The organism is Streptomyces sp. ADI95-17 (genome assembly GCF_003846175.1).
Lineage (GTDB): Bacteria > Actinomycetota > Actinomycetes > Streptomycetales > Streptomycetaceae > Streptomyces > Streptomyces sanglieri.
Genome location: NZ_ML123048.1, coordinates 387,875 through 400,296, shown reverse-complemented (window position 1 = coordinate 400,296; position 12,422 = coordinate 387,875). Strand labels below are relative to the sequence as shown.

At 72.2% G+C, this 12,422-nt stretch carries 8 protein-coding genes and 1 pseudogene; 5 read left to right on the top strand and 4 right to left on the bottom strand.

What is annotated here, in order from left to right; genetic code table 11:
* Window positions 1–133: 133 nt before the first annotated feature.
* From eat to EES42_RS24880, 3 genes are all read left to right on the top strand, one after another.
* Complete coding sequence (gene eat / locus EES42_RS24890) at window positions 134–1,603, top strand: ethanolamine permease (RefSeq protein WP_124720483.1); 1,470 nt, start codon at window positions 134–136, stop codon at window positions 1,601–1,603.
* A 112-nt stretch (window positions 1,604–1,715) separates the two neighbouring features.
* Window positions 1,716–2,435 carry a gamma-glutamyl-gamma-aminobutyrate hydrolase family protein gene (locus EES42_RS24885; protein ID WP_124720482.1) on the top strand — a complete coding sequence of 240 codons (720 nt, stop codon included), beginning with the start codon at window positions 1,716–1,718 and terminating at the stop codon, window positions 2,433–2,435.
* A 132-nt stretch (window positions 2,436–2,567) separates the two neighbouring features.
* Complete coding sequence (locus EES42_RS24880) at window positions 2,568–3,944, top strand: peptidoglycan DD-metalloendopeptidase family protein (RefSeq protein WP_124720481.1); 1,377 nt, start codon at window positions 2,568–2,570, stop codon at window positions 3,942–3,944.
* Here EES42_RS24880 and EES42_RS24875 read toward each other — a convergent pair.
* The gene (locus tag EES42_RS24875; protein WP_206433562.1) at window positions 3,914–5,140 is read right to left on the bottom strand and encodes a DMT family transporter; all 1,227 of its coding nucleotides are present in this window, start codon (window positions 5,138–5,140) and stop codon (window positions 3,914–3,916) included. The genes EES42_RS24880 and EES42_RS24875 overlap by 31 nt on opposite strands.
* Before the next feature lie 234 nt (window positions 5,141–5,374).
* Between EES42_RS24875 and EES42_RS24870 the strand changes: the two genes are divergently transcribed.
* On the top strand, window positions 5,375–6,070 hold the full coding sequence (locus EES42_RS24870) for a (2Fe-2S)-binding protein (protein ID WP_124720479.1): 696 nt from the start codon (window positions 5,375–5,377) through the stop codon (window positions 6,068–6,070).
* Window positions 6,071–6,363: 293 nt separating this feature from the next.
* Window positions 6,364–8,963 (top strand): annotated as a pseudogene (locus EES42_RS24865) (PA14 domain-containing protein).
* Between the two features lie 47 nt (window positions 8,964–9,010).
* Here the strand turns inward: EES42_RS24865 and EES42_RS24860 are convergent.
* The 3 genes from EES42_RS24860 to EES42_RS24850 form a co-directional block, all read right to left on the bottom strand.
* Window positions 9,011–9,466: an ATP-binding protein gene (locus EES42_RS24860; RefSeq protein WP_124720478.1), complete on the bottom strand. Its 456-nt coding sequence runs from the start codon at window positions 9,464–9,466 to the stop codon at window positions 9,011–9,013.
* Between the two features lie 99 nt (window positions 9,467–9,565).
* Window positions 9,566–11,191 (bottom strand): sensor histidine kinase, encoded by a 1,626-nt coding sequence (locus EES42_RS24855; RefSeq protein ID WP_124720477.1) that lies wholly within the window; start codon window positions 11,189–11,191, stop codon window positions 9,566–9,568.
* The gene (locus tag EES42_RS24850; RefSeq protein WP_241196610.1) at window positions 11,188–12,402 is read right to left on the bottom strand and encodes a fused response regulator/phosphatase; all 1,215 of its coding nucleotides are present in this window, start codon (window positions 12,400–12,402) and stop codon (window positions 11,188–11,190) included. The genes EES42_RS24855 and EES42_RS24850 overlap by 4 nt, the downstream gene beginning before the upstream one ends.
* Window positions 12,403–12,422: the final 20 nt, after the last annotated feature.

Below are 12,422 nucleotides of genomic sequence, written 5' to 3'. Positions count from 1 at the left end.
GTAACCACTGTTTAACGCGCGCCCCTTGTGTTTCCCCTGACGTTCCACAAAGGTGTGGCGACGAACCTTTGATGCGCCCTTTTCGTCTGCCACGCCTCGACGCAGCGCCGTCGACACACATCTGGAGCGCCCCATGGCCCAGGGAACCGACACACCCACCAGCCCACCCGGCGACACGGCCGGCGCGGTGACCGGCAAGGACGAGTATCTGCACCGCCGTACGCTGCGCCGGGGCAGCGCGGGCTGGCTCCTGCTGACCGGACTCGGCGTCGCCTATGTCGTCTCCGGCGACTACTCCGGCTGGAACATCGGCCTGTCCAAGGGCGGCTTCGGCGGGCTCGCCGCGGCCACCGTGCTGATGGGCCTGATGTACGCGTGCCTGGTCTTCGCCCTGGCCGAACTCTCCGCCATCCTGCCCACAGCGGGCGGCGGTTACGGATTCGCCCGCCGGGCCCTGGGCACCTGGGGCGGCTTCCTGACCGGTACGGCCATCCTCATCGAGTACATCCTCGCCCCCGCCGCCATCTCGCTGTTCATCGGCGACTACGTCGAGTCCCTCGGCCTCTTCGGGCTCACCTCCGGCTGGCCCGTCCATCTCGCCTGCTTCGCCGTCTTCATCGGGATCCACCTCTGGGGTGTCGGCGAGGCGCTGCGGTTCAGCCTGATCGTGACCGCCGTCGCCGTGGCCGCCCTGCTGATCTTCGCGATCGGCGCGTTCACCGAATTCGACGCCGACCGCCTCAACGACATCCCGGTCGACACCGGAGCACTCGGCTCCTCCTCCTGGCTGCCCTTCGGGCTTCTCGGTATCTGGGCCGCCTTCCCCTTCGGCATGTGGTTCTTCCTGGGCGTCGAGGGCGTGCCGCTCGCCGCCGAGGAGGCCAAGGACCCCGTCAGGTCGATGCCGAGGGCGCTGGCCATCTCGCTCACCGTGCTGGTGGGCCTGGCGGTGCTCACCTTCCTCTCCGCCACCGGCGCACAGGGCGCGAAGGCCATCCAGGAGGCGGGCAACCCCCTGGTCGTCGCGCTGGAGGGCGACGGCGGCCCCACCGCCCTGAGCCGCTTCGTCAACTACGCCGGCCTGGCGGGCCTGGTGGCCTCCTTCTTCTCGCTGATCTTCGCCGGCTCCCGCCAGCTGTTCGCACTCTCCCGGGCCGGCTACCTGCCCCGCTTCCTCTCCCTGACCAACCGCCGCAAGTCCCCCTACCTCGGCCTGCTGATCCCCGGCGCGATCGGCTTCGCACTCGCCGCCTGGATCGGCAACGGCGGCCGGATGCTGAACGTCGCCGTCTTCGGCGCCACCATCAGCTACGCCCTGATGGCGCTCTCCCACATCGTGCTGCGCCGGCGCGAACCGCACCTGGAACGGCCCTACCGCACGCCCGGCGGCGCGCTCACCTCGTCCGTGGCCCTCGTGCTGGCATGCTCGGCGCTGGTGGCGACCTTCCTGGTGGACCGGGACGCCGCGTTCATCGCGCTCGGCGTGTACGTGGTGGCACTGGCCTACTTCGCCTTCTACAGCCGCCACCGCCTCGTCGCGAGTGCCCCGGAGGAGGAATTCGCCGCCCTTGCGGCGGCCGAGGCCGAACTGTCGCGGGACTGAACGGGACCGCGAGACAAGGGCGTTGTACGCACGCCCGCACCGCCGCTGCCACGCCCGTACGTGGCAGCGGCGGCACCACGACCGAACAGCGAACGAACCAGAGGAGGGGCCCATGAACCGGCCCGTCATCGGCATCAGCACCTATCAGGAACCGGCCCGGTGGGGTGTCTGGGACACCCCGGCCGTCCTGCTGCCCGCCGTCTACCCGCGCCTGGTACGGGCGGCCGGCGGCCTGGCGGTGATGCTGCCGCCCGACGACACCGCCGACGCGGCCCGGGAGGCCGTGGCGGCACTGGACGGTGTGGTCGTCGCTGGCGGCGCCGATGTCGAACCGGCCCGCTACGGCGAGGTGCCCGACCCCCGGACCGGTCCGCCCGCACGCGAGCGCGACGCGTGGGAAATCGCCCTGATCGAGGCGGCGATCGCCCAGCACGTCCCCCTGCTGGGCATCTGCCGGGGCATGCAACTGCTCAACGTCGCGCTCGGCGGCACCCTGCACCAGCACCTGGACGGACACACCGGCGGCCCCGGCGACTTCGGCGAACACCCCGTCATTCCCGTTGCCGGTACGGCGTACGCGGCGGCCGTCGCGGAACCGGACGTGGTGCCCACCTACCACCACCAGGCCGTGGACCGTCTGGGATCCGGCCTCACGGCGAGCGCCCATGCCCCGGACGGCACCGTGGAGGCCGTGGAACTCACCGGCCACGACAGCCTGGTGCTGGGGGTCCAGTGGCATCCCGAGATGGGCCACGACACCCGGGTCATGACCGCCCTCGTGGACGCGGCCCGGCACCGCGCCGCTTCCCGGAAGGGGGTGCTCGCGCAGTGACCGCCCGGCGGGGGCGGTGACCGCTGGGCCGTCCGTGACGGGTGAGTCCGGCCGCTCTCTTGTCACCGCCCTTTGCCGGCACATAAGTTGGGCGCTTGCGACGTGTCCTACTGCCAGTGGGGGAGCCAAGTCATGGCCGCGAACGGACGGCACCGCAGATATCAGCCCAGCCGGATCAACCGTGCCTCGCTCACGGTCACCGCGGGCGGTGCGGGCCTCGCACTCCCGCTCATCGCGGCTGCCTCGGCCGGCGCCGCGACCCCGGATGTGTGGGAGAAGGTCGCCGCCTGCGAGTCGACCGGCAACTGGCACATCAACAACGGCAACGGCTACTTCGGCGGGCTGCAGTTCACCCGCTCGACCTGGGCGGCGTACGGAGGCACGGTCTACGCCCCGCGCGCCGACCTGGCCACCAAGGGCGAGCAGATCTCCATCGCCGAGAAGGTGCTCGAAGCGCAGGGGCCGGGTGCCTGGCCCGGCTGCTCGGCCAAGGCGGGGCTGAGCAGCCGCGGGGACGCCGCCGACGTCGCCCCGCAGTCGCAGCGCACCAGCCATGTGAAGGCGCCGGGCAAGACCTCCCCGGACAGGGCCGCCTCCGGTAAGCCCACGGCCGAGCGGACCTCCGCCCCCGCCACGCCGACCACCATCCCCGGCAAGCGTGAGTCGTACACCGTGGCACGCGGCGACTCGCTCTCCGCGATCGCGGCGAGCGAGCGGGTCCGGGGCGGTTGGCAGCACCTCTACGCGCAGAACCGCGAGGTCGTCGGTGACGACCCGGACCTGATCCTGCCCGGGCAGCGCCTGAGCCTGGACACTGCCCGGCCCGCGAGGCCGGGCACGAGCGCGCAGGCGAAGCCGAAGGCCGAGCCGAAGCCCCGGAAGTCCACCGCACCGCAGCGCTCGGCGGCACCGGAGCGCCCGAAGGCAGAGCCGCACCAGCAGGCCGCCGAAGCGAAGCAACAGGCCGCCGCGACGAAGCCCCGCCACGACACCGCGACGCCGAAGCCGCACCCGAGCACCGCGAAGCCGCACCAGAACACCGTGAAGCCGAAGCCGCACCCGAAGAAGACCGAGAGCCACCGGCCGAAGCCGCGTACGGAGCAGCACGCTGGTCTGGTGGCACCCGTCGCGGCCGGCATCGGCACCCCGTACCACCAGTCCGGCTCCTGGGCCAGCGGCTATCACACCGGGGTCGACTTCCCGGTCCCGACCGGTACGTCGATCAGGGCGGTGGCCTCCGGCACCGTCGTCTCGGCAGGCTGGGGCGGCGCGTACGGCTACCAGGTCGTCATCCGGCACAGCGACGGCAAGTACAGCCAGTACGCGCACCTGTCCGCGCTGCACGTGCGTGAGGGCCGCCATGTCTCGGCGGGCCAGCGGATCGCGCGCTCTGGCTCCACCGGGAACGTCACGGGACCGCACCTGCACTTCGAGATCCGCACCGGCCCCGGCTACGGATCGGACATCGACCCGCTGGTCTACCTCAGGGCGGGCGGCGTCAGAGTCTGAACGGCGCCCTGGGGGTCGGCCGCGTCATCGGGATCGGCCGGTCCCGCGGGTCCGGTGTACCGCGACATCCCCGGCCCGAAGACCACCCGGCCCAGACACTCCAGCGGCATCAGCACAGGCATGGGACGACGCGCCGCGGAGAACGTGCCCCGGACCGCCCCGGCGGTCCCGCCGGGCGAGGAAGGCCCGGGTGCCGTTTCCGTGGCCGCCACGTCCTCGTGCTCCACGCCGCCGTGCTCCATGTCGCCGTGCTCCACGCCGCCGTGCTCCATGTCGCCATGCTTCATGCCGACGGGCTCCATGCCGACGGGCTCCCCGTCCGCCCGGGCGTCCGCGAGCCCGCCGTCCGCCGCCTCAGCGGCCCGGTGCTCCGCGCCCAGCCGCTCCGTCGTGAGCAGGATCAGACCGCCCGCGGCGACCACCGCACAGGCCGGTGCGAGCATGGTCCCGGCCGTGCCGTGCCGGAACTGCTCGCCGAACATCGTGAGGCCCACGACCGCCGCTATCACCGGGTTCACCACGGTCACCGTCGCCAGGGGCGCGGTCAGCCCGGCGCCCCGGTACGCGGCCTGGGAGACCAGCAGCCCGGTGGCGGCGAAACCGGCGATCGCCAGCAGCGCCGGCAGCCCGGCCCCCACCGCACCGGAGGACAGCCCCACCGCCACGGTCTTCGTGAACACCGAGGCGATGCCGAACGCGATGCCGGCCGCCCCGGCCAGGACCACGCTCCGTACCACCGGCCGGTGGACGCCCGTGGAGATCAGCAGGAGCAGCGCGACCGCACCGAGCGTCGCACCGGCGACGATCAGCTGGTCCCGTCCGTTCAGGGCGTGCGACTCGGCGTTCCCCGTGAGCGCGAGCAGGCCCGCCAGACCGACGGTCGCCATGATCGCGCCCCGCCACGCGGTGGCTCCCGCCCGGCGGCGTACGAAGAGCGCCGCCATCGGCAGGACGAAGACGATGGTCAGCGCACCGAGCGGCTGGACGAGGCTCAGCGGGCCGTAGGCCAGCGCCACGACATGGAGCACCGCGCCCACGCCGTTCAGCGCCACGGCGACCCACCAGACCCGGTTGCGCAGCGGTGCCGGCGAGTGACCCCCGCCGGTCGTCGCCACGCGCTCCTGGACGATCGCCCCGGCCGCGTACGCGACCGCGGAGACCAGTGACAGCAGCACGGACAGCGCAAGGGAACTCATGTACACCACGATGTCTCTTCAACGCGGCTGCGTCGTCGTCCTTGAGACGGCGATTCGGCGTACTGCTTCAGTAGTACGACCGTGGTCCCAGTGTCCTCCTCCGGAGGGTAGTTCTCCCCCGTAGGGCTCAGGGGCCGTAACCCCTCAGGGTTACGGTGAGCGCCGGGCCGTGGCATGCCGGGGCGGCCGCGCAGTCGGGACCGGCGGCCGGAACGCCGGGAAGGAGCACGTGTGATGGACGGGTCCGCGGCGGCCTCGATGGGCGGATTCTTCGCGCTGCGGACCACCGCGCCGCCGCAAGGGGCGCACCGCCCGCTGGCGCGGTTGTACGCGGGGGAGCAGGCCCCGCTCACAGCCCGGATCGACACGGTCGCCGCCCGGCTGGGCACCTCCGAGCGGAGGGTCGCCGCCTCGGTCGCGCACCTGGGGCTGGCCTCCCGTCTCTGGTCGGTCGCGCTCGGACCGGCGGCACTGACCGGCCGCTTCCCCGCCCTTTCGCCCGGCGACGTCCACTGGGATCCCCGGCAGCCGGCCCCCGACGATCTGTGGCTGGACGGCACCGGGTCGCTGCCCGCCACCGCCTGCCGGATCCGTGAAGTCGTCCAGTACGGCCACCTCGTACCCCTGGCCGAGGCGGTCCACCGGGACGGCCCGCTGTCCGACCGGCTGCTGTGGGGCAACGCTGGGTCCGCGCTGGCCGGAGCCCTGCGCCAGCTCCTCGCTTGGGCGCGCACCCACCACCGCCCCGACGCGGCGGCGCGGGCCCGCGCACTGGCCGCCGAACTCTTCGACCACCCCGACCTCCGGAACACCGGCGCCCCGCACGACGTGGCCTTCCGCCGCCGCAGTTGCTGTCTGTACTACCGCACGCCGGGCGGCGGCCTGTGCGGGGACTGCGTCTTCGAAGGCTCCGGACCCGGGAGCGCCTGACCCGGGAGCGCCGGACCCACCGCCGCTCCCCGCACACCGGCCGGCCCGCCACGCTCCGGGCCCGTTGCACGACCCCCTACGGCGTGGCCCACGGCGTGCCGACGGGCGCGTATCGCATCTGAGGGCGGGCCGGGGAGCCCGATACCCGATGCGCCGGACCACGGCGACCCCCTCTATTTGTCATGCACCTGGACACCGGCTCGGGTGTCGTGCTGTCATGCCAACTGCCGTTCCTTCCAACGTTGTACATCGTGCCGCAACGAGCCGCCACCCTTCCTCAGCTAGGAGGATCCGTGCGCATCAGAAAGAAACTGGTACTGCTTCTCGCCACAGTTCTCGGCGCCGCCGGCCTGACCGCCGTGCCCACCGCTTCGGCCGCCCCCGACCCCGGCGACGTGCATGGTCTCAAGGGCGAGTACTACACTCAGTCCGCCCCCGGCGCCTTCGACTTCGGGCAGCTCAGGGCGACCGGATTCGACCCGGACATCGACTTCCCGACGCTGGAGCCCCGGCTGGCCTCGGCCACCGGACAGAACGACGACGTCAGCATCCGCTGGACCGGGAAGATCGTGCCGGAGAAGACCGGCGCCCATCTCTTCTCGATGATCGGGGACAACGGCTTCCGGCTCTGGATCGACGGGAAGCCGGTCATCGACCACTGGGTCGACGACTGGGAGAGGGAACAGACCTCGCAGCCGGTGGAGTTGACCGCCGGCCGGGCGTACGACCTCAAGGTGGAGTTCTTCGAGCACCAGGGCGGATCCAACCTCCACCTGAAGTGGACCGAACCCGGCGGCAGCAAGGTACCGGTGCCGCAGTCCGCCTTCCGGCTGCCCGACGGGTTCGCGTACGACGGGGCCATCGCCGCCACCGTCCTCGCCGACGGCCGCACGCTCAAGCTGGACTTCGCGCAGAAGCTCGCGCCCCCGCCCGCCGGGCTGGTGAACCACCTCGACGCCGTCATCGGCGGTGCCGAGTGGCCGCTCGGCGCGGTCGAGGCCGATCCGGCCGACCCGCGCAGCCTGACCGTGGCGCTGGAGGAACCCGTCGTCGGCAACAAGGCCGGTGACGCCACCGGGCTCGCCGACGTCCGCTACGACGGCGCGGGAGCCCTGGCCGGGGAGGACGGAAAGGCCGTCGGGGCCTTCTGGTCCGGCGGGCCGAACCGCTCCACGTACGAGCTGCGCACCCGGTGGGCCGACGAGGTGGGCCCGCACAACGCGCTGCCGGAGTACCCCCGGCCCCAGCTCACCCGGGACAACTGGCAGAACCTCAACGGCTCCTGGGAGTTCGCCGCGGCGAAGGCGGGGGAGCGGCCCCCGGTCGGCAGGAAGCTCGGCGAGAAGATCCTCGTGCCCTACCCGGTCGAATCGCAGCTCTCCGGGATCGAGCGGCACGAGGACCGGATGTGGTACCGCCGCACCTTCACCGTGCCCCGGGACTGGAAGATCGGCTCCGGCAAGCGGCTCCGGCTGAACTTCGGGGCCGTGGACTGGCAATCCGAGGTGTATGTCAACGGCAGCAAGGTCGCCGAACACAAGGGCGGCTACGACAAGTTCGGCGCCGACATCACCGATGCGCTGAAGCCCGGCCGCATCCAGGAACTCATCGTCGGCGTCCACGACCCGACCGACGCGGCGGACGGTGAGAACCCGCCGATGGGCAAGCAGCGCCTCGATCCCAGCGGCATCTGGTACACCCCGTCGTCCGGGATCTGGCAGACGGTGTGGATGGAGCCGGTCGCCGCCGACCACGCCGACTCGCTGAAGCTGACCCCCGACGTCCGGGGCGAGAAGCTCACCGTCGAGGTGCGCGGGGTACGGGACGGGGTGCCCGTCACGGCGACCGCGTACGACGGGAAGCGCAAGGTGGCGACCGCCGGCGGACGTACCGGTGCCGCACTGGACCTGCCGTGCCCGACCCGCATCTGTGGTCCGCCGCCGACCCGCATCTCTACCGGCTGGAGGTCCGTGTCGGATCGGACCGGGTCGGGAGCTACTTCGGGATGCGGTCGATCGCCGTCGAGAAGGTGAACGGCACCCCGCGCACCGTACTCAACGGTGAGCCGGTCTTCCTGATGGCCACCCTCGACCAGGGCTTCTGGCCCGACGGGCTGCACACCGCGCCCACCGACGAGGCCCTCGCGTACGACCTGAGGATGCACAAGGCGATGGGGTTCAACTCCGTACGCAAACACATCAAGGTCGAGCCCGATCGCTGGTTCTACTGGGCCGACCGGCTGGGCCTGCTGGTCTGGCAGGACATGCCCGCGATGAACACCGTCAACCCCTCCACCGCCGCCCGCGCCGAGTACGAGCGCGAGATGAAGGAGATGATCGACGAACACGCCGGCCATCCGTCCGTCGCCATGTGGGTCACCTTCAACGAGGGCTGGGGCCAGTACGACCAGGCCCGCATCGCGGACCTGGCCAAGTCCTGGGACCCGACCCGGCCGGTGAACAACATGAGCGGGCTCAACTGCTGCGGAGCGGTGGACGGCGGCAACGGCGACATCGCCGACGCGCACGGCTATCCGAGCCCCGCGCTGCCGCAGCCCGACGGGAAGCGCGCCCTGGTCAGCGGTGAGTACGGGGGGCTGGGCCTGGCAGTGCCGGGGCACGCCTGGGCCGTACAGCAGTCGTACATCGCGGTCGACCCGGCCACGTACACCGACGACTATCTGGCCAGGCTCGACGAGGTGCGGAAGCTCGCCTGCAAGGGCGGCAACGGCGCCGTCTACACCCAGATCTCGGACGTCGAGGGCGAGCTGAACGGACTGCTCACCTACGACCGCCGGATCGTGAAACCCGACGTCGAACGGATCCGGGCGGCGCAGGAAGCGCTCGTCCGCGACGCGTCGAACCCGGTCGTGGCGGGGTGCCCCGCCACCTGACCCGTGACCTGGTCGTGGGGCGGGCGGCGTCCCGCCCGCCCCACAGCTCAGCTGCTCAGCTCGAACTCGGCCCGGATGCGCTTGCCCACCGGCACCCGCTCGGCGGTCAGCCGGTCGCACAGCGCCACCACGATCTCCATGCCGTGACCGCCGGGGCGCGCCGGGTCGGGGGAGTAGAACAGCGGCAGGGCGGTGCTGGAGTCGTACACCGTGACGCTGACGCGCTCCGCGGTGCCCTCCAGCTCCAGCAGATAGGGGCCCTGGCTGTACCGGTCCGCATTGGTGACCAGCTCGCTCACCGCCAGCAGCAGATCGCTGCGGGTGTGCTCGCCGAAGACCGCGAGCCACTCGGCGGCCAGCCGGACCAGAAAACGATCGGCCAACGCCCGCGCCTGCGCGATGCAGCCGGGCTCGCCGTCGAACACCTCGGCGCTGTGCAGAACCTCCGTGGACCGGTCCGGGCAGGGGGAGCCGGCCGGTCGTGAGGTGACCTGTTCGTTCATGTGCTCCAGCCAGGGCGACGCAGGGGTGTTCGGTGACAGCTTCTCGACGTCCGCCTACCCGCGACGAACGGCCCCACTCCGGGAAGAACCAGGCAGATCTCAGCCATGGCCGACCTGCCCGGCCGCCGAGTCCGCGAGGGGGTGCTCCGCCGCGGAGCGCGCGGGCGCGGCGGGGGAGACCGGCAGGGTGAAACGGATCCGGGTGCCCTCCGAGGATTCCTCGTCCAGCCAGATCCGCCCCCCGTGGACCTCCACGATCTTCCGGCACAGCGCCAGACCGATGCCCGTGCCCTCGTACTCGTCCCTGCCGTGCAGCCGCTGGAAGATCACGAAGACCTTCTGCGCGAACTCCGGCGCGATGCCGATCCCGTTGTCCGAGACGCAGAAGTGCCAGTCCTCGCCCTCCCGGACACAGCCGACCGTGATCCGGCACGGCACATCGGGCCGGCGGAACTTCACCGCGTTGCCGATCAGGTTCTGCCAGACCATGGAGAGCGCCGTCGCGTCCCCGGTCACCTCGGGCAGCGGGGACTCCCGTACGACCGTGGCGCCGGACTCCTCGACGACCAGCGCGAGATCGGCCAGCGCCCGGTCGAGGGTCCGGTCGAGGCCGACCGGCTTCCACTTGTCGTGCACCCGCCCCACGCGGGAGAAGGCGAGCAGGTCGTCGATCAGCACCTGCATCCGGGTCGCACCGTCCACCGCGTAGTCGATGTACTGACGGGCCCGGCCGTCCAGCGACTCGGCGCACCGCTTCTCCAGAAGCCGGCAGAACGAGGCGACCTTGCGCAACGGCTCCTGCAGATCGTGCGAGGCGACATAGGCGAACTGCTCCAGCTCCGCGTTCGACCGGCGCAGCTCCTGGGCCTGCTCCGCCAGCAGCTGTTCACGCTCCTGGGAATCGGCGAGCTCCCCGACGATCCGGCGGCGCATGTCCTCGACGGCCGCCGCGACCGCCCGCACGTCCGACGGTCCGCCGACCTCGATCCGGTTGCGGAACGCCCCCGACCGGACCGTGTCGGAGGCGGCGGCCAGCAGGCTCAGCGGCCGCCCCACCATCCGGTGCAGCAGCAGCCCCAGCGCGACCACGGCCGCCAGAAAGCCCACGACCAACGCGATGAACACCCGGTCCCTGGTGGTGCGGGCGGTGCCCAGATCGGCGCGGGCCAGGTCGCGCGCCACGTCGAGATGGGCCTGCTGGGTCTTGTACAGCCGCCGCAGCGTGTCGAACTCGTCCTTGCTCTGCCGGATCGGGGCCGAGGACTCGGAGGCCGGACCGTCCCGGCGGACCGCGGCGACCAGCGGCTCGGCGTGCTGGCCGCGCCATTCCCGGGCGGCCGCGGCGATCCGGTCGAGATCGTCGGCGAAGGGCTGTTCGTCCCCGACGAGCGCGCGCACCCGGGCCAGCCGCAGGCTCTCGTCGCGCATCCCCTCCTCGTAGGGCCGCAGGAAGGTCGCGTCACCGGTGAGCGCGAAGCCACGGACCCCGGTCTCCTGCTCCAGCAGGGCGTTCTGCAGCTGGAAGGACGAGGAACGGGCGGGCTGGATGCGGTCCACCAGGTCGGTGGTGCGGTCGGATATCCGGGACTGCACCAGGCCACCGACGAGCCCGCCGGCGCAGACGATCAGTACGAAGACGGCGAGTATCAGATGGACCCAGCGCTGGACCGACAGGCGTGAGGCAATGCCGGGCCGGGTGCCCGGCGAGGTGTCGTGGCCGCTCATCGCGCGCCGCTCCGTCCCCAGCCCAGGTGGAGCACGGCGACGTCGTCGGCGAGACCGCCGTACGGGGACGCCGCCGCGGCCGCCTCGTCGACCAGGGTGTCCACGAAGTCCCGGGCCGCCAGCGCCCCGTGCCTGCGGGCCATGGCGAGCAGCCCTTCCTCGCCCAGCCGGGAGCCCGGTCCCGAACGCCCCTCGAAGAGCCCGTCGGTGAACAGCACGAGCCGGCCGTCCGAGGGCAGCGACAGCTCCGAGGCGCTCCACCGCTCCGTCCCCGTCCCCGGCACCAGACCCAGCGCCATCCCGGGCTCGGGCTCCTCCCAGCTCACCCGGGCCCCGCCGCGCAGCAGCAGCCCGGGGTGCCCGGCCCGCACCACCCGCACCCGGCACCGGTCCGGGTCGAAGGCCAGCGAGGTGACAGTCGCGAAGACATGCGGGTCGGAACGCTCGGCGACCAGGATCTCCTCCAGCAGCCGGACCTGTTCGAGCTGGCCGGTCGCGCACAGCACCGCCGTACGCCACGCCACCCGCAGACACACCCCCAGCGCCGCCTCCGCCGCCCCGTGCCCCGACACATCGCCGATCACCGCGTGCACCGTGCCGTCGGACGTCTGCACCACGTCGTAGAAGTCCCCGCTGAGCAGCGCGTGCGCCCTGCCCGGCTCGTACCGGGCGACCGCCTCGAAGGAGTCGTCGAGCAGCAGCGGCACCGGCAGCAGACCGCGCTCCAGGCGGGCGTTCTCCTGCGCCATCAGACGGTTGGCACGCAGCGCCGCCGCCGCCCGCTCGACCTGCTTGCGCTGGAGGGCGTAGCGGACCGAACGGCCCAGCGCCTCCGGATCGAGCCGCCCCTTGACTAGGTAGTCCTGGGCGCCGGTCGCCACGGCCGACAGGCCCGTATCGGACTCGGCCCGGCCGGTCAGCACCACGATGGCCGCGTCCGGGGCCGACTCGACGAGCTGGGTGACGGCGTCCAGGCCGAACACGTCGGGCAGATGCAGATCGAGCAGCACACAGCACGGGGTGCGGCTCCCGGCCAGGAAGCGCCGTGCCTCCGCCAGCGTCTTGCACCAGGTCAGCGCGGAGTCCAGCTCGCTGTCCGCGAGCATCTCCTCGACCAGCAGCGCATCGCCGGCGTCGTCCTCGACCAGCAGGATCACGGCATCGACGTCCCAGACCGATCCGTTGCCGACCGGGGAAGGGCCCGGCTGCACGGGGACGACGTCCGAACGCA

Bases quoted from the DNA above. Each gene is read 5' to 3' on its own strand.
- eat (WP_124720483.1), top strand. From the start codon at position 134: ATGGCCCAGGGAACCGACACACCCACCAGCCCACCCGGCGACACGGCC.
- EES42_RS24885 (WP_124720482.1), top strand. From the start codon at position 1,716: ATGAACCGGCCCGTCATCGGCATCAGCACCTATCAGGAACCGGCCCGG.
- EES42_RS24880 (WP_124720481.1), top strand. From the start codon at position 2,568: ATGGCCGCGAACGGACGGCACCGCAGATATCAGCCCAGCCGGATCAAC.
- EES42_RS24875 (WP_206433562.1), bottom strand. From the start codon at position 5,140: ATGAGTTCCCTTGCGCTGTCCGTGCTGCTGTCACTGGTCTCCGCGGTC.
- EES42_RS24870 (WP_124720479.1), top strand. From the start codon at position 5,375: ATGGACGGGTCCGCGGCGGCCTCGATGGGCGGATTCTTCGCGCTGCGG.
- EES42_RS24860 (WP_124720478.1), bottom strand. From the start codon at position 9,466: ATGAACGAACAGGTCACCTCACGACCGGCCGGCTCCCCCTGCCCGGAC.
- EES42_RS24855 (WP_124720477.1), bottom strand. From the start codon at position 11,191: ATGAGCGGCCACGACACCTCGCCGGGCACCCGGCCCGGCATTGCCTCA.